At 34.5% G+C, this 15,898-nt stretch carries 18 protein-coding genes, 2 tRNA genes and 4 pseudogenes; 16 read left to right on the forward strand and 8 right to left on the reverse strand.

What is annotated here, in order from left to right:
- The first annotated feature begins 165 nt into the window (after positions 1-165).
- The 6 genes from era (at position 166) to AAGD66_RS03065 (ending at position 5,653) form a co-directional block, all read left to right on the forward strand.
- Complete coding sequence (gene era, locus AAGD66_RS03040; protein ID WP_010082484.1) at positions 166-1,050, forward strand: GTPase Era; 885 nt, start codon at positions 166-168, stop codon at positions 1,048-1,050.
- Positions 1,043-1,864 (forward strand): 3'-5' exonuclease, encoded by an 822-nt coding sequence (locus tag AAGD66_RS03045; RefSeq protein ID WP_264724016.1) that lies wholly within the window; start codon positions 1,043-1,045, stop codon positions 1,862-1,864. Before era ends, AAGD66_RS03045 begins: the two co-directional genes overlap by 8 nt.
- 207 nt (positions 1,865-2,071) lie before the next feature.
- Positions 2,072-4,051 (forward strand): porin, encoded by a 1,980-nt coding sequence (locus AAGD66_RS03050; protein WP_341814537.1) that lies wholly within the window; start codon positions 2,072-2,074, stop codon positions 4,049-4,051.
- A 244-nt stretch (positions 4,052-4,295) separates the two neighbouring features.
- Positions 4,296-4,457: a hypothetical protein gene (locus tag AAGD66_RS03055; protein ID WP_341814538.1), complete on the forward strand. Its 162-nt coding sequence runs from the start codon at positions 4,296-4,298 to the stop codon at positions 4,455-4,457.
- 268 nt (positions 4,458-4,725) lie between these two features.
- Complete coding sequence (locus AAGD66_RS03060; RefSeq protein WP_341814539.1) at positions 4,726-5,535, forward strand: DUF2163 domain-containing protein; 810 nt, start codon at positions 4,726-4,728, stop codon at positions 5,533-5,535.
- A gap of 31 nt (positions 5,536-5,566) precedes the next feature.
- A tRNA-Ser gene (locus AAGD66_RS03065) sits at positions 5,567-5,653 on the forward strand.
- 106 nt (positions 5,654-5,759) lie between these two features.
- On the opposite strand, the gene AAGD66_RS03070 is transcribed toward AAGD66_RS03065, so the two are convergent.
- Both AAGD66_RS03070 and AAGD66_RS03075 read right to left on the reverse strand, forming a co-directional pair.
- Positions 5,760-6,011 carry a hypothetical protein gene (locus tag AAGD66_RS03070; RefSeq protein ID WP_022626339.1) on the reverse strand — a complete coding sequence of 84 codons (252 nt, stop codon included), beginning with the start codon at positions 6,009-6,011 and terminating at the stop codon, positions 5,760-5,762.
- Between the two features lie 110 nt (positions 6,012-6,121).
- Positions 6,122-7,447, reverse strand: a complete 1,326-nt coding sequence (locus AAGD66_RS03075) for an IS4 family transposase (protein WP_264339118.1) — start codon at positions 7,445-7,447, stop codon at positions 6,122-6,124.
- A gap of 92 nt (positions 7,448-7,539) precedes the next feature.
- Between AAGD66_RS03075 and AAGD66_RS03080 the strand changes: the two are divergent.
- The 4 genes and pseudogenes from AAGD66_RS03080 (at position 7,540) to AAGD66_RS03095 (ending at position 10,091) form a co-directional block, all read left to right on the forward strand.
- A pseudogene (locus tag AAGD66_RS03080) lies at positions 7,540-8,266 on the forward strand (IS5 family transposase).
- A 13-nt stretch (positions 8,267-8,279) separates the two neighbouring features.
- Positions 8,280-8,411 (forward strand): annotated as a pseudogene (locus AAGD66_RS03085) (ankyrin repeat domain-containing protein); the annotation flags it as partial.
- Positions 8,412-8,415: 4 nt separating this feature from the next.
- Positions 8,416-8,676, forward strand: a pseudogene (locus tag AAGD66_RS03090) (DUF2924 domain-containing protein); the annotation flags it as partial.
- A gap of 89 nt (positions 8,677-8,765) precedes the next feature.
- On the forward strand, positions 8,766-10,091 hold the full coding sequence (locus AAGD66_RS03095; protein ID WP_264339118.1) for an IS4 family transposase: 1,326 nt from the start codon (positions 8,766-8,768) through the stop codon (positions 10,089-10,091).
- Between the two features lie 59 nt (positions 10,092-10,150).
- On the opposite strand, the gene AAGD66_RS03100 is transcribed toward AAGD66_RS03095, so the two are convergent.
- A complete protein-coding gene (locus tag AAGD66_RS03100; RefSeq protein WP_231115873.1) occupies positions 10,151-10,744 on the reverse strand; it encodes a hypothetical protein in 594 nt (197 codons plus the stop codon).
- An 85-nt stretch (positions 10,745-10,829) separates the two neighbouring features.
- Here AAGD66_RS03100 and AAGD66_RS03105 point away from each other — a divergent pair, with 85 nt between their 5' ends.
- From AAGD66_RS03105 to AAGD66_RS03115, 4 genes are all read left to right on the forward strand, one after another.
- The gene (locus AAGD66_RS03105; RefSeq protein WP_155968484.1) at positions 10,830-11,132 is read left to right on the forward strand and encodes a transposase; all 303 of its coding nucleotides are present in this window, start codon (positions 10,830-10,832) and stop codon (positions 11,130-11,132) included.
- A 122-nt stretch (positions 11,133-11,254) separates the two neighbouring features.
- A complete protein-coding gene (locus AAGD66_RS06990; RefSeq protein ID WP_353286574.1) occupies positions 11,255-11,470 on the forward strand; it encodes an IS3 family transposase in 216 nt (71 codons plus the stop codon).
- A gap of 84 nt (positions 11,471-11,554) precedes the next feature.
- Positions 11,555-11,719, forward strand: a complete 165-nt coding sequence (locus AAGD66_RS03110; RefSeq protein ID WP_156768661.1) for a DDE-type integrase/transposase/recombinase — start codon at positions 11,555-11,557, stop codon at positions 11,717-11,719.
- Positions 11,709-11,873 (forward strand): IS3 family transposase, encoded by a 165-nt coding sequence (locus AAGD66_RS03115; RefSeq protein ID WP_080717614.1) that lies wholly within the window; start codon positions 11,709-11,711, stop codon positions 11,871-11,873. Before AAGD66_RS03110 ends, AAGD66_RS03115 begins: the two co-directional genes overlap by 11 nt.
- Positions 11,874-11,962: 89 nt before the next feature.
- Here the strand turns inward: AAGD66_RS03115 and AAGD66_RS03120 are convergent.
- The 3 genes and pseudogenes from AAGD66_RS03120 to AAGD66_RS03130 all read right to left on the reverse strand — a co-directional run.
- Positions 11,963-12,333 (reverse strand): annotated as a pseudogene (locus tag AAGD66_RS03120) (IS4 family transposase); the annotation flags it as partial.
- Between the two features lie 221 nt (positions 12,334-12,554).
- On the reverse strand, positions 12,555-13,556 hold the full coding sequence (locus tag AAGD66_RS03125) for a gamma-glutamyl-gamma-aminobutyrate hydrolase family protein (protein ID WP_264339431.1): 1,002 nt from the start codon (positions 13,554-13,556) through the stop codon (positions 12,555-12,557).
- Between the two features lie 90 nt (positions 13,557-13,646).
- A tRNA-Phe gene (locus AAGD66_RS03130) sits at positions 13,647-13,719 on the reverse strand.
- A gap of 79 nt (positions 13,720-13,798) precedes the next feature.
- Here AAGD66_RS03130 and coaD point away from each other — a divergent pair.
- Positions 13,799-14,305: a pantetheine-phosphate adenylyltransferase gene (coaD, locus tag AAGD66_RS03135; protein WP_015589048.1), complete on the forward strand. Its 507-nt coding sequence runs from the start codon at positions 13,799-13,801 to the stop codon at positions 14,303-14,305.
- A gap of 68 nt (positions 14,306-14,373) precedes the next feature.
- Positions 14,374-14,565, forward strand: coding sequence for a zinc-finger domain-containing protein (locus AAGD66_RS03140; RefSeq protein WP_006279326.1), 192 nt, complete (start codon positions 14,374-14,376; stop codon positions 14,563-14,565).
- Positions 14,566-14,581: 16 nt separating this feature from the next.
- Here AAGD66_RS03140 and AAGD66_RS03145 read toward each other — a convergent pair whose 3' ends face one another.
- Positions 14,582-15,208 (reverse strand): phosphatidate cytidylyltransferase, encoded by a 627-nt coding sequence (locus AAGD66_RS03145; RefSeq protein WP_264723665.1) that lies wholly within the window; start codon positions 15,206-15,208, stop codon positions 14,582-14,584.
- A complete protein-coding gene (gene uppS / locus AAGD66_RS03150; RefSeq protein WP_182309382.1) occupies positions 15,198-15,893 on the reverse strand; it encodes a polyprenyl diphosphate synthase in 696 nt (231 codons plus the stop codon). Before uppS ends, AAGD66_RS03145 begins: the two co-directional genes overlap by 11 nt.
- Positions 15,894-15,898 lie beyond the last annotated feature (5 nt).

Genomic DNA, 15,898 nt, shown 5'->3' on the forward strand with positions numbered 1-15,898 from the left:
CAAACCCTCCTATGGATTTTCTGAAAAGTTTTTGAGTATATTGTATTTTTAATTTGTAGAATAAGTTTTTTTCCTTTTTGCATGCTAACCAAAAAGGGTTCTGTCATCCTTCTTGTCATATAAGTAGCTTGACGCGGGCATTCAGTTTTCTTTATAATTTTCTTTGTGAAAGAACAAAAATGCTTATTTGTAACCATAGCTGGCTTACCAAATGCTGGGAAGTCTACATTAATTAACAGCATCATAGGCAAGAAAATTGCAATTGTCACCCCTAAAGTGCAAACAACAAGGACGCAAATAAGGGGTGTTGCAACATGCAACAACACACAAATTGTCTTTACTGACTCCCCAGGAATTTTCTCAGCAGAAACAAAACTTGAAAAAGCTTTAGTCAAATCTGCATGGTCGGCAGTTAAGGATAGTGACATCACTTTGTTGCTTGTTGATGTAAGCAATTATTTGAAAAATATAGAAAGAATTAAGACTATATTTATGCGGCTGCAGCGCACAAAAGGCAGATGCATTTTGGTTATCAATAAAACTGATTTGGTAAAAAGGCCTGAATTAAAGATGGCGCATGAGCATCTGAATTTGCTTTATAAATTTGAAAAGGTTTTTATGATATCAGCATTAAAGAATGATGGACTTTCTGATTTGATGAATTACTTATCTGAAGTTGCATCGGTGAGCCCCTGGTTTTATGAAGAAGATCAAATAACCGATTCCTCGACAAATTTTTTATCAGCAGAAATTACGAGAGAAAAATTATTCTTGAACTTGCGTGAAGAATTGCCATACTCTACAGCTGTTATAACTGAACAATTTGAGGAAAAAAAAGATAAGAGTTTAGTCATCAAACAGATCATATTTGTGTTGAAAGATAGTCATAAAAAAATAGTACTAGGAAAAGATGGCAGTAATATTAAAAAAATTAATATCGAAGCGCGTGCTGAACTAGAAAAATTATTTGAGTGCAAGGTACACCTCTTTTTATTTGTGAAAGTGCGACCTTGGATCGACCGTCCGGAGGAGTATATAGGCAATGCTTAATTCTTTATTGGTATTTGATATTGAAACTATACCAAATGTAAATTCCTGCAAAAATTTACTCAATATTAGTGATGATAGTAGTGTAGAAGAGAAGAGGGATGCATTAACAAAATATCATCTTGAAATAACAAACGGGCAAAACTCTTTTCTGCGTCAGCCTTTTCACCTTGTTGTAGTTATTAGTTTTTTACTTTGCAATATAAGCTACCAGAGTGGTTATGAGGTGTTCACACTGCAAGAAATAAGATCTGGAGGCACACTAAATTCCAGTGAAAAGGAGCTAGTGAAAGGATTTTTTAACTACATATCAGAGAAAAAGCCAAGATTAGTTTCGTTCAACGGACGCACTTTTGATATACCAGTGCTGAAGTATCGTGCTATGGTCCATGGCATTCAAGCAGAATATTTTCATAAAGCTGGCGATAAGTGGAATAGTTACAATCAGAGATATAGCAGTGATTGGCATTGTGATTTGCTTGAATCCCTCTCTGATTTTGGAGCTTCTGCGAGAGTAAAAATGAACGAAGTTTGTGCAGCATTTAATCTTCCTGGTAAGATTGGAGTTGATGGGTCACAAGTTATGGACTTATACGATAGCGGCAAGATACAAGAGATTCGAGATTATTGTGAAACAGATGTAATTAACACTTATTTGATTTACTTAAGGTTCATGCATCATCAGGGAAGGATTACTACTGAAAGCTACAACAAAAGTGTGGAAGAGCTGCTTTTAGAGTGCGAAAAAAAAGAATACCTAAAGAAATTTAAAGAAGAATGGGAAAGAACTTGTGGTGGAAAAATTTTACTTCCATAGAATAAATAGTCGAGTTATAATGCACTAACAAGCGAACCTCTGTACTAAATTTTGGTTAATATACACGTTGAGCATATTAAGAAAGTTGCTTTTAAGGTATTGCATTTTACTTTTATTTTCGTTATAAGGTTGCTTTAAGTTGAATTTTCAACATTTTTATACTATTTACATTTAAGATATGATTTCGAAATTTTTTGGGGGCACTTCATGAAAAAGTCTATGTATACTAGAACTGCTCTAGTTTCTTTATTAACTTTATGTTCTTTCAGCAGTTTTGCAGCTGACTTTCCTGATGAGAGTATGAAGGAAATAAAAAAGCAAGAGAGCACAAAAACTTCTGGAAAAACAGAAGTTATGAAAACATCAAATAAAAAACTGAAAGAAAAGATGGACAGAATATGTAATGCTGATCCAAGAAAAAAAGCTGAAGAGCTTAAGAAAAAGGAAGAGATGAGATTAGCAGCCGAGCAAAAGAAAAAAGAGGAGATCAGGCTAGCAAATGAGAAAAAAGCAAAGCTTATAGAGGATTCAAAAGCGAAAGCTCTAAACGCTAAGAATTCTAATATAGAAAAAGGTAAAGTTTCAAAAACTAAGCGTTCTAAAACTAAGAATGCTAAAGTTGAAGCTAAAGATGTAAAGAAGGATATAAAAGTTGTTAACAAAAATACAGAGGAAAAAGGTAAGGCAAGTCCTGTTGTTTCAGTTGGTGGAGTTGATATTATCGATACCAATCAAGGGCAAAGTAATTTAAGAATAACTTTTGGTGGTGTTGTTGATGCTCAAGGTTATGGCAAAGCTGGACCAAGTGGCGCAGATTATAAACGTTATAACGTTATGCCAAACAGATCTACAGAGTATTATAATGCCACTCCAGATATAACAAAAGGAGCAAATCCAATATTCTATGAAGGAATAGGAAATATTGGTGATTACAGCAACGATATGGGTATGATTGCTGATGCAATATTGCACCTCAGAGCAGAAAATAAGAATGAAGATTTAGGTCTTCTTTATGGTGCTGACGTGCAGTTTCATGTCCCAGTGACCGAAGGTAAGGGAGCTTCACAGGGTGTTTATGCTGCAAAAGGCAGAAGTGCGCATGTGTTTGTTAACTCAAAATATGGTGACGTGAAGCTTGGTTACCAATTTGGTCCTGAGGCTCTGATGAGGCTTGATGCAACAAGAATTGCGACTGTTGACGGAGCTGCAGATAGTGACTGGTTCAGAAAAGTGAACTTAGAAGGAAGCGCTGCTAGCTTTCCATTTTATGTAACACCACGTCTTTACACTGAAAGTTTTTCGAGTGAAAGTGAAAAATTCTCTTTCCGTATGGCAGGGAAATATAACAAAGGCGTTATGACTACACTGCCATTTAGAGTTGCTTACTACTCACCAAATTATATGGGCGCAAGATTTGGTATCAGCTACTCACCTCGTTATGATAGTGGTTTGTTTACTGTAAAAGAAACAGTTTCAGAAGATAAAGGCGGTAAGATAGAACATAAGGAAACGATAAAGCATGTCGGCCCAGACTATGAGCACATAGTAAGTGCTGGTGCATCATATGAATATGACTTTGATAAACATAACATAAAAGTTAAAACTTCTGCAGTTGGTGAATATGGCTTTCCAAAGCAACCAAGTAAAGATAAGCATCTTTATAAGGAATTTGTGGAGTATAATGACCTGATGGGTGTTAATTTTGGTGTAAGCGCTGATTATAAGATTAATGAAGATCAAGGCGTAAAGTTTGCTGCCTCTTTTGCATACTTGGGCAAATCTGGTCAACCGAAGGGTATTAAAAAATTAATTGGTGATACCTATACGGAAATTGATAGTAAAGATGCTACTGATGGCAAAAGAGTGGAAGGGCTGAAAGCTCAATTTGGTAAAGATAGTATAGATACCATGTATTGGACTGTAGGAGCTGGGTATCAACATGAGAATATCTACACAAGTTTGACGTATTTTGGCAGCAGAATGAATGACAAAGATATCCTTCATGATGGTGCACTTGGCGTTCAATATGATCTGTCTCCTGCATGCAGTAAGAACAAATTTGTTCCTTACGCAGCTCTCCATTATTTTATGACTAACGAAACAGGTAAGCTGAAAGATGAGTCTGATGCTGATGTACCTTCTAACCAAGGAATTCTCCTTCTTACTGGTGTGAAGTTTTCTTTCTAACCAGCCAGTACACACCACAGTTAACTGTGGTGTATTCTTGTCTGTTAGTGTTTATTTGTCGATCAAATAAACATATGGTGTCCTCTCTCCTGTCATCCCAGTGCGTGACACACAACTGTACGAACATTGTGATTTGAGGACACTCCACCAAGAAGGATGTCATCCCAGTGCCCAGACACTGGGATCCAGCTTTCCATGCAACTTCATCAAAAGCGTTTATTCAGCATAAGATCAGCCACTTTTTATGCTCACCAAATCAGTTTGCTTACTTACAAGCAAAATTTCCTGGATTCCAGTGTCAAGCACTGGAATGACACCCTATGGTCACCGGAATAACGCTTTATGGCTACTTATACCAATTCTCATTATTAGTGAATCAAATAAGCGATATTGTAGAGTTATTTAATTGTGGAGTGAGAAAGAAAGGCAATAGTATGGCTTTTTTTCCATTGTTATCTATCCGTTTATTGTGCAGTGGGAATTGGTATTAGATGATGAGAAAAGAACACACTGCCCTTATTCTACTGGCCGTATAGCTACTTTCAAATTTAATCAATTAAGCAGGAGGCCCCTATGCAAACCACACTAAAAAATCATTTAGCTGGAGAATTACTTACCACTGCTACGTGCTGGAAATTATAGCTCTTTTTACAATAATCCGAACAGATCATAATATGCTACTGCTCTACCATAGCCATAAGCACATATCTTATCCTATTCGGACTATTGCGAGAAGTGCTATAAAGCTCGCAGGTGGAGAAGTAATGGGATTCACTGACTATGATGAAGACTTAAATATTGATAATATACTCTATAAATCTTCAAGTGGATTTACAGCCAGTAGTATAATATTAAACAGCGATTTAAAGACTGATAATTTGGAAATTGAGGGAATATTAAATAGTGTTGATATCAAAGAAAAAGATGTTTTATCAGGAAAGTACGACTTTGCAAATATTGAGATATTTCTTGTGAATTATAAAGACTTGACCCAGGGAACAATGAATCTACATTCAGGAATTTTTGGTAAAGTGACATTAAGTAGTGGAAGATTTATTGCTGAAATTAGAGGGCTCTCAGCAAAGCTTGAGAGAAGCATAGCAGAATTATACTCTCCTGCATGCAGAGCACAATTTTGCGATGATAAATGTAAAGCCGATACTAAAAAATTTAGTAAAATAAGTACAATCACTAAAGTAATAGATGAAAGAAGATTTGAAGACACGAATTTAACTGAGAGTGATGAATATTATAAGCACGGAGTAGTAAAATTCTTTGGCTCAATAGCGTTTGAAGGTGTAGTAAAAGAATATAAAAATAAAGTAGTTACGTTGTTTACTTCGCCTCCATACCAAATTTTTGCTGGAGATAAATATTCAATACTCGCAGGTTGCGATAAAACATTTCCAACTTGCAGAAGCAAGTTTAACAATACTGTGAATTTTCGTGGTGAACCCTATATACCAGGTTTTTATATTGTTTAGCAGTACAATTTTCAATATTATGAATAAGCATGGAAAGGTGGCTGAGTGGTCTAAAGCACACGCTTGGAAAGCGTGCACATATGAAAATATGTCGGGGGTTCGAATCCCCCCTTTTCCGTATGTTACTTCTAGAATAGTATAAAACCCCCGGTCGCGCACACAACTGTACGAACATTGTAATATGGTACAATGTTACAACTATGCGGTGGTAATTTACGATAAATTCATGTAGCCATTTCAAATTTAGCCATACCAATGTCAGTAAATTGATTAAGCAAATAACACTTGAGTAGCAGTTCCTTCCCACGATTAATTTCAGATTTGTTCCGAAAATTAAACCCGAATGTTTGTTTCAGTCGCGAGAAAAAACTTTCTACATAAGATCTTTTTCCGTAGTTTGTTTGCCTTTTCCACCTCTTCATTCCATCTTCGCTGTATGACTTTATTAGTCTAATTGCAGCATTTCTCTCTGCCATACTTTGGATGCTCTGCTGCATTGTTTTTTTGGAGGAATTTTTGTCTTTATGCCGCATTCATCACACAATTTATAGAGTTTATGTCTGTCATATGCTCCATACGCGTCAAGTTAAGAGATTGTGAGCAAATTTAGAGAGGTTAAAGTGGATACTCTAGCCCTTCTACGTTTGTCTTTTAATGAAAATCGCGACCAAGTTATAGTGAGTTTTTTAAGAAATGCTTTTAAACTATTAATTTTGGTTAATACTAAAAATAACTCTCTAACCCGCCTTTTTAGCTCAATAAATGCCTTTGTTAAGCTAAGTTCTGTATTCTTTTTCACTTCTGTGCAACCAACTATGCCGTGAAATATAAGAATTGCGCACAATTTAGCATATAGTTCACATAATACTCTGCATGGCTTTCCTTTTAGCTTATCAAGCCTGATATGGCTTTTATACAATTTAAATAATAACTCAATTTGCCACCTTACTCTGTAAATCGTTAATACTTGCTCAGCACTAATTTTATTTTCTGGAACATTAGTTATAAATATTGACCAGTTCAACAATTTTTGATTTCTTTTAGAGGATGTATATCCCTGCGATCTTGCTAATCTATTAGCTTTCCTTCTTCTGGCCATAGACTGTTCTTCAGTTAGTTTCTGACATATAATTCTTACTCTAATTTTTGCTTCTTTTCCTAACAATACCTCGTTTTCTAAAAATAACTTATCCTCTAAACATTCTAATAACTCCATTTTTTGATTTGTTTCTACATCATATATGTTGGTATCGGATTTATAACGACTTATGAAATAAGCTCCTATTTCATTGATTTGTTTAAAAGAACTTGGCACAAAATAACCGAGATCAGATATTAGCAAATCATTGCTTAATATATTACTTAAATGTTTCCTATATCCCTGGTCTGATCTTACCCCCTCCGTTAAATTAAGTTGGTCTATTATCTGATTCATGTAGTCGAAAACTAATTGTAACTTTATTCCAGACTTAGTATTGCTTTCATAGCCACTGTAGCTAGTACCATAACCTTTATACATCTCTTCCATACTGTTAGGTAGAGTAATATAGCTACTGTCCAATAATTTAACACTATTAAATTGCTGTAAGATTTTGCAATCAACTTGCAAGATATTTTTAAAGAGAATCACAGATTCATTATACATCCTTTTCATAAATTCCACTGCTTCTTCAGTAAATCTAAAATCCAAACCTTGTTTTGTTATATCTATCGAGTCCTCGTTTAGTAATTGACACATTGTTTCTACGCTACAATTATCAACTCCTATATTACCCAAGACCATGGCTTTTACGAATGATGAACCTTTTAGCTTTCTCTTTCTTTTTATAAACCTTGTTGTAATTGAGATTTTCTCTGCTTTTTCATTAAAAAATTCTTTGAGCTTTTTTGATAAGCAAGTTATTTTATTCATTGGTTCTCTCACTAAAAGTATATCTGGGAGAACTTATACCTTATTATTCTATCTCTTTCATACCTTTATTTCCTTAACTTGACGCGTATGGAATAAAAAACAGTCTGCCAGGTAAGGAAGGAGATAGAGGAAGAAGCGCAAAAGATAACAGGAGATTCGTAGCTGCAATAATGTGGATAGGTAGAACAGGAGCAACATGGAGAGCATTGCCGGCTGAGTATGGAAAATGGTCAAGTGTACATAAACGTTTTATAAGGTGGGCAAAATCTGGTGTTTGGCAGATGATTTTCAACACATTAGCTGTTAATGGAGACACAGAGTGGCTCATGATAGACTCAACAATAATCAGGGCACATCAACATGCTGCTGGTGCAAGAAAAAAATGTGGAAACTGGTAGACAAGAACAAGAGCTGGGACGGTGCAAAGGAGGATTTTCAAGCAAATTACACGCTGCTTGTGATGCTTTGGGCAACCCACTGAGATTCTTTGTTACTGCAGGGCAAAGATCGGATTACGTAAAAGCTTTAGACCTGATAGAAGGCAAGAACATGGAGGCACTTATTGCCGATAAAGGGTATGACGCAAATTATATGATTGAGGCTGCAGAAGCTGTAAATGCTGAGCCAGTAATCCCACCGCGTTCCAACAGAAAAACACCAAGAGAATATGACAAAGAATTGTATAAAGAGAGAAACTTAATCGAAAGGATGTTCAACAAAATCAAGCACTTCCGCAGAGTTGCTACACGCTACGACAAATTGGCCATAGCTTTTCTGTCTTTTGTTCACATTGCTGGCATTTATCTTTGGTTAAAATAAATGTCGACACTGCCTAGTGAAAGCTGGAGGAGAAATAGAGCAAGCGGATAAATTTGGAATGACAGCAATGGATTATAGTAAAGAAGTAACCGAGGTATTAAAGAAAGAAACAGACAGAATTGAAAAGTTATTTATGAAAGGCTAAAAATATGGAGGAAGAAATAGAAAAGAAAGTAATGAATTTAGAGAGAAAACCTTTGGGTGAGCTGAGAAAAACGTGGAAGAAGGTATTTGGGGAAGAGGCGCCTAGATACTCAAAGAAATATCTGATACCAAGATTAGCTTATAGAATGCAGGAAAAAGCGTATGGAGAAATGTCAAGAAAGGGGACAAAAAGACTAGAGTATCTGGCAGATCGGCTAGAGAAGGGAAAAAGAATAAGTAGCGATAAACTGCCAGTAGAGGGAACCATACGCGTCAAGTTAAGGAAATAAAGGTATGAAAGAGATAGAATAATAAGGTATAAGTTCTCCCAGATATACTTTTAGTGAGAGAACCAATGAATAAAATAACTTGCTTATCAAAAAAGCTCAAAGAATTTTTTAATGAAAAAGCAGAGAAAATCTCAATTACAACAAGGTTTATAAAAAGAAAGAGAAAGCTAAAAGGTTCATCATTCGTAAAAGCCATGGTCTTGGGTAATATAGGAGTTGATAATTGTAGCGTAGAAACAATGTGTCAATTACTAAACGAGGACTCGATAGATATAACAAAACAAGGTTTGGATTTTAGATTTACTGAAGAAGCAGTGGAATTTATGAAAAGGATGTATAATGAATCTGTGATTCTCTTTAAAAATATCTTGCAAGTTGATTGCAAAATCTTACAGCAATTTAATAGTGTTAAATTATTGGACAGTAGCTATATTACTCTACCTAACAGTATGGAAGAGATGTATAAAGGTTATGGTACTAGCTACAGTGGCTATGAAAGCAATACTAAGTCTGGAATAAAGTTACAATTAGTTTTCGACTACATGAATCAGATAATAGACCAACTTAATTTAACGGAGGGGGTAAGATCAGACCAGGGATATAGGAAACATTTAAGTAATATATTAAGCAATGATTTGCTAATATCTGATCTCGGTTATTTTGTGCCAAGTTCTTTTAAACAAATCAATGAAATAGGAGCTTATTTCATAAGTCGTTATAAATCCGATACCAACATATATGATGTAGAAACAAATCAAAAAATGGAGTTATTAGAATGTTTAGAGGATAAGTTATTTTTAGAAAACGAGGTATTGTTAGGAAAAGAAGCAAAAATTAGAGTAAGAATTATATGTCAGAAACTAACTGAAGAACAGTCTATGGCCAGAAGAAGGAAAGCTAATAGATTAGCAAGATCGCAGGGATATACATCCTCTAAAAGAAATCAAAAATTGTTGAACTGGTCAATATTTATAACTAATGTTCCAGAAAATAAAATTAGTGCTGAGCAAGTATTAACGATTTACAGAGTAAGGTGGCAAATTGAGTTATTATTTAAATTGTATAAAAGCCATATCAGGCTTGATAAGCTAAAAGGAAAGCCATGCAGAGTATTATGTGAACTATATGCTAAATTGTGCGCAATTCTTATATTTCACGGCATAGTTGGTTGCACAGAAGTGAAAAAGAATACAGAACTTAGCTTAACAAAGGCATTTATTGAGCTAAAAAGGCGGGTTAGAGAGTTATTTTTAGTATTAACCAAAATTAATAGTTTAAAAGCATTTCTTAAAAAACTCACTATAACTTGGTCGCGATTTTCATTAAAAGACAAACGTAGAAGGGCTAGAGTATCCACTTTAACCTCTCTAAATTTGCTCACAATCTCTTAACTTGACGCGTATGCTTAATTAAACAGACTGAATTCTGTAATTTTGGGATGTTGAAAAATTTACCTCACGTTGTCATTCCAGCGCATAACGCTGAAATCCAGATTTATAGAAACGAAAAAACTTGCTTGACACATTTTGCCAACCCCCTTATTACGATGTGTAGTACAATGATACAAATTAAGAATTCCCCCATCCTGTGCTGGTTCTTCGATCTGAAATCCTACTTCTACCTGATCACAACCAATGTTAATTTGTCCTATTAATGCTTTAATAATGCCGCGCTTAGTTTGCCAATCTAGCTGTTCCAGGTTCGATTTTACACTAGAATAAAAATTCTTTATGCTATTTATAATAAGACTTATTCCTTTTTCTACTGCCTTCTGATCAACTACCTTTTTTTTCTCTTCTTCTATCCCTTGTAAGCGTTCTTTCATTTTTCTCATTGTCTGTTTAAATTCTTCCTCGCTTATATATCCTTTCTCTCCTGCATTTTCTTGACTATAATAATCTTCCATTAATTTTTCGATACCTTCTTTTATTTGATTTTCTCTTCTTGCAAACTTTTTCTCTGATGATTCATCATTTTTATTTTCTAATACTCTACGTTGGTATTCCTTTTTTATCATCTCTGGGTTTTTTAGTACATCTTTCACCTTTTCCCATACTGACCTTACCCAGAAAAAGTGGAGAGAAAGAAAGGAGTTTTTTCGGGTAAAATAAAATTTTGGAGGATTAGAAATGGCAAGAGAATATACGGCAGAATTCAAATTGGAAGCTGTTAAGCTGGCAAATGAACAAAGAAAGGTAGGTCAACCAGTTGCAAAAGTAGCAAGAGATCTAGGAATAAGGGATAGTGTATTAGGAAAATGGATGAAGAAATATAACGAAAAAAAGTCAGCGGCAAATGCATTTCCAGGTAGAGGTAACATGGCTCCTTACGACAAAGAGAGGTTTGATTTACAAAGCAAGAGTAACAAGGGAAAGAGACATTTAAAAAAAAGCCCTGGCCAGTCAAAAAGAGTAAAATATTTTTTTATATAGTAACTGCTATAAAGTACAGGAATTATGTAGGATTTTCTGCTAGTGGCTACTATAAGTGGACCACAAGAAAAATAAGCAGTAGAGAATCAGCAAATAAAGAGCTACTCGCAGCTATTCAAAAAATATATCAAGTTTCTAAATGTAGATATGGAGCTCCTAAAATTCATGCTGAATTGAAGGCTTTGGGTAAAAGTTGCAACTTAAAAACAGTGCAAAGTATTATGCAGAAAAATGGTATTCAGGCTATATTGAGAAGAAAATTTAAAATTAAGAAACAACAAACGGACAGTAGCTCCCAATATATTAGACCAAAACTTTATTGTCGATCAACCAAATAAAGTATGGGATTACTTATATAAAAACCAAAGAAGGATGGCTATATTTGGCAACAATAATCGATCTATATTCACGCATGGTAGTTAATGAGCAGTTCAATAAATAAACAATTGGTTATGGACTCTTTATTAATGGCCGTTAACAAGCGTAAACCTGCCAAAAATCTACTATTACATAGTGATCAAGGTTCACAATATACTTCGCAAGGTTATCAATATCTCTTATCCATAAAAAACATAGATGAGTCATAAAGGTTGTTGTTACGACAATTCTGTTGTGGAAAGCTTCTTTAGCTCATTGAAAAGAGAAATACTTATTGATACTTCACAACACTCTGCTCAACAAACTAGAACTGCAATATTTGAATACATAGAAATTTTTTATAACAAACAACGTCACTATTAACTATTGCATTCCTGAGCATTTTGATTCATCATTCTCTTTGTGAAAAACATTCCAAACTTTCTCTCCACTTTTTCTGGGTAAGGTCAGTTTCCATTTGGTTCAAACTCGGATACAATTTCTCCAGAGCTGGGTAATCTCATACCAGAACCATCTGCTGCAATAAGTCTATAGCCTCTCCAACTCAGGTTCATCCTGATAGGCTGTTTGGATGCTTAAATTCTTGAAAGCCTGTATGGCAAATCTTATACCTTGCTTTAGAAAAAGCTTGCTTTGAGGGTACATGTCAATGGCTCCATAAGTTTACATTCTATTCCCAAACTTTTTTTAACTAACTTTAAAATCATAGAAAATACTGTCGAAAAAGCTTGTTCGTGTAAAACTCAACACAATGGATTTTCTGAAAAGTTTTCGAGTATATTGCATTTTTAATTTGTAAGATAAGATCTTTTCCTTTTTGCATGCCTCACCTAAAAAAGACACATTTTAAACTTTTTTGTTGCAATAAAATAGAAACAAAAGTGCTGTCCCTTGCACTCTTTGGATAATTTAATGATAAAAAATTTGGAGAGAAATTTTATACACTATCGCTGATATTTTTCCTTAAGTTGACGCCATTGCCTGAACGGATACATGACAAATCTATCGTTTATCAAATCGTCGGTAAGCCTAAAGCTATAGCCATTAAGCACGATAAAGAAAATCATTCATAATCGCTATAGCAACTAGTGTAGACACTTGACGTTCCTTGTGATTTGATAAATAGAGGTTTTTATCTGACTTCACAACAAGGGCTTCTGGATGACTTTGAAAGTGAACATTACCATGCTTATCTTCAATAGCCTCTATTACCCCCTCACTGGAAAATGCTGCAACTTTATATCCAAGTGACTCCAATTTTCTTCTATTTTCTGGTGTATTACCTACTGCTCCTGAATGAGCATCTGGAAAATATGTTGAAAACCAGCCATTTTCATTAGGTATTAGGAATTTGGCTACTACTTCTGCTAAACGACTATTTGGAACGATCTTTATCTGCTGGAGAGGTACATCCTCTTTCTGTGGATTAGGTGCTGATTTTAAATGAGATCTTTGCTTCTCTTCATCACTCACAACACTCACTACTTCAATTCCCTTTGCATTCATTATGCCTTCACATATGCCAAGTAAATGAATTGCAGGGTTATCATCAACTATTTTTACAATTGCTTCAGTAACAAGCTGGCGATAAGGAGTGGGTGCTGAATGTAAATTATCCGGAATAAATATCCTATTTATTTTGTGCTCTTTAATGAATTGTGCAACTTCAACTTTTATTCGGTCTAATGTTAGCTTTTTTGCCAATGTTTTATCTTGTTTTGCGAGATTAAGTGACTCTGTCTGAATTTTTTTAAGGCTAATTATCTTATTATAATCAATCAGTACAGTCTTAACCACAAAGTTATTAAACATCTCATAGATATTTTGAGATAGCCCAAGTTCATGTGCTTCTTCCGTTTTCAACAAACCAACAACTACGTCATTATTTACTGTATTTTCTGCCGTCAAGACAGTTGACGCTGGTTCTTCTTTTCTGGTTACATGTTGAGATGCCGGTTTTTCACTAACGCCAGCATAAGTAATATTGCTTAATAATAGCACTATAATTAATAAGATATTAAATATTCTGCTATAATATCTATACATATAGTTTACCCTCTCAACACTTATATCAATATCATAACATATTATAGAACGTTTTACAACAAAAAGGTAAATTTGGTAAGAAAGAGAAGGTGGCCTGAGCAGGAATCGAACCAGCGACACAAGGATTTTCAGTCCTTTGCTCTACCAACTGAGCTATCAGGCCAACTGTATACTTTTATTTTTAGATAAAAAATGTTATTATGTCTATCAAAAGTTTTTAAAGTAGTTTATAAAAATAAAGGATGAACATTAATGACAAAATAGGAATCTACCCTGGCACATTTGACCCTATAACTTTTGGGCATATTGACATAATCAAAAGAGCGTGTAAACTAGTCGATAAATTAATAATAGGAGTTGCAGAAAACGTTAATAAGCATACTGCCTTTGACACAAAGCTACGCACAAGCATGGCTGAAAATGAAATCAAAGGACTAGGAATTGATGCAGATGTTATATCTTTTAATGGGTTGCTAGTGAAGTTTGCCAAAGAGCAGAATGCTTCTGTTATTATTAGAGGATTAAGAGCAGTGTCTGATTTTGATTACGAGTTTCAAATGAGTTGGGTAAATTATAAACTTCTTCCTGAAATCGAAACCATATTTCTTCCCGCTTCTGAAGATACTCAATTTATCTCATCAAGCTTTGTAAAGGAAATAGCAAGATTAGGAGAAGATGTTAGCAAATTTGTATCAAAAGGTGTTCAAAACGAATTGATTAACCTGAATAGGATAAAAAATGGAGAATAGTGCTTGTTGTTTTTTATTTCTGAATGGGTATATTCAATATATAAAATGTTATAAGCTAAAGGAGCAGCATGTCAAAAGTGAGGGTTAATAATAGAAAAGTTTGTTGTCATGGTGATGAGAATGATGAGGGTTCCGGCCATCCATTAATATATTTAGATATGGGAGAAGAAGAGGAAATAGCCTGCCCTTATTGTGAAAAGACGTTTGTCCATGACTGCACTGTAGAAGCGGTTGGGGAGCTGACTAGGGATGAGCTCTAATGGCACTTCTGCAGGCTTAGCTTATGTAAATAGCAATAAGAGGGGCAGTAAAAATGAAACTGTCCATACGGTCGAGCACTCCCCCATGGCCAGGTACCATATTTCCACTATCTTTAACACCGTAAGCTCTTTTAACAAGCGACTCAGTGAAATCGCCAAGTTGCGCTAGAATAGCAATTGCAAGGCCAATGATTGGAGAATAAAAAATTGAAAATAGACCAAAAAATATTGATCCAAAAATTGTGCACACTACTCCAGCTAAAATCGCACCAAGAAGTCCTGTCCAAGTTTTTCCAGGGCTAAGAATTGGGCAAATTTTAGCTCCACCAAAATTCTTGCCAAATAGGTAGGCAGTAACGTCAATTCCCCAAATGGTTAAGACGAACCATACTAATGCGTATTTTCCCTGTGGTAGATTATATAAATATATTAATGAGGCGCTTGGTAGTGCAATCAATAATAATGCAAAAACGTACAAAATTTTATTTCCTTGGGTTAGATTATACCATTCAAAAGAAGATAAAACTGCTATTGAAAAAATCAATAGGTAAAACGATAAATCACTAAAATATGTAGCAAAGGAAAATATGAATAATATTACTATTGAGGACAACATTCTAATTATAAAATTATTATCTACCATATTTTTTCTCTCTTTTTATATAATCTTCTAATGCTTTACTCAAATCTTGACAAGAAAAATCAGGCCATAAAGTATCACAAAAATACAATTCAGCATAAGCTGCTTGCCATAATAAAAAGTTGCTTAACCTTTTTTCGCCGCCAGTGCGAATTAATAAATCCAATTTTGGCAAATCTTTAGTATACAGAAATTTTTCAAATTCCTCTTCTGATACATAAGCAATATTTTCTTTTATAATATTGCTTATAGCTTGTGTAATTTCTTGCTTTGCTCCGTAACTGACTGCCACAGTGAGTAATAAACCATCGTTCTTATGTGTCATTTCTTCTGCTTTTTTAATTTGATCCAATATTTTACTGGATAACAGACTTAAATTGCCAATAAAATTCAACTTAATGTTACAGTTGCAAATGAAATTGACTTTATCTTCATTAGTTAAAACGGAGTAAAATAAATCAAATAGACAGTCAGTTTCGTTTTTGGGTCTAAGCCAATTCTCCATAGAGAATGCATACAAAGTTAAGTAGGGTATGGTTAGGTCCGTACAATACTTGGCAATATCGTATGCAACTTCACTGCCCTTTTTATAACCATCAATTTTTACTCTTCCTTGATTGTTTGCCCATCTACCATTACCATCCATAATAATTGCTAAATGTTTCGGTAAAGATTCTTGATTCAACATTTAAA

It is taken from the genome of Wolbachia endosymbiont (group A) of Dendrolimus pini, from assembly GCF_964026835.1.
Classification (GTDB): domain Bacteria; phylum Pseudomonadota; class Alphaproteobacteria; order Rickettsiales; family Anaplasmataceae; genus Wolbachia; species Wolbachia pipientis.

Coding starts and splice junctions, on each gene's coding strand:
- AAGD66_RS03060 (WP_341814539.1), top strand. CDS start 4,726: ATGCTACTGCTCTACCATAGCCATAAGCACATATCTTATCCTATTCGG.
- AAGD66_RS03145 (WP_264723665.1), bottom strand. CDS start 15,208: ATGGTAGATAATAATTTTATAATTAGAATGTTGTCCTCAATAGTAATA.
- AAGD66_RS03055 (WP_341814538.1), top strand. CDS start 4,296: ATGCTCACCAAATCAGTTTGCTTACTTACAAGCAAAATTTCCTGGATT.
- AAGD66_RS03045 (WP_264724016.1), top strand. CDS start 1,043: ATGCTTAATTCTTTATTGGTATTTGATATTGAAACTATACCAAATGTA.
- AAGD66_RS03140 (WP_006279326.1), top strand. CDS start 14,374: ATGTCAAAAGTGAGGGTTAATAATAGAAAAGTTTGTTGTCATGGTGAT.
- AAGD66_RS03110 (WP_156768661.1), top strand. CDS start 11,555: ATGAGCAGTTCAATAAATAAACAATTGGTTATGGACTCTTTATTAATG.
- AAGD66_RS03115 (WP_080717614.1), top strand. CDS start 11,709: ATGAGTCATAAAGGTTGTTGTTACGACAATTCTGTTGTGGAAAGCTTC.
- AAGD66_RS03050 (WP_341814537.1), top strand. CDS start 2,072: ATGAAAAAGTCTATGTATACTAGAACTGCTCTAGTTTCTTTATTAACT.
- coaD (WP_015589048.1), top strand. CDS start 13,799: ATGAACATTAATGACAAAATAGGAATCTACCCTGGCACATTTGACCCT.
- AAGD66_RS03105 (WP_155968484.1), top strand. CDS start 10,830: ATGGCAAGAGAATATACGGCAGAATTCAAATTGGAAGCTGTTAAGCTG.
- AAGD66_RS03125 (WP_264339431.1), bottom strand. CDS start 13,556: ATGTATAGATATTATAGCAGAATATTTAATATCTTATTAATTATAGTG.
- AAGD66_RS03070 (WP_022626339.1), bottom strand. CDS start 6,011: ATGGCAGAGAGAAATGCTGCAATTAGACTAATAAAGTCATACAGCGAA.
- AAGD66_RS03095 (WP_264339118.1), top strand. CDS start 8,766: ATGAATAAAATAACTTGCTTATCAAAAAAGCTCAAAGAATTTTTTAAT.
- AAGD66_RS03075 (WP_264339118.1), bottom strand. CDS start 7,447: ATGAATAAAATAACTTGCTTATCAAAAAAGCTCAAAGAATTTTTTAAT.
- uppS (WP_182309382.1), bottom strand. CDS start 15,893: ATGTTGAATCAAGAATCTTTACCGAAACATTTAGCAATTATTATGGAT.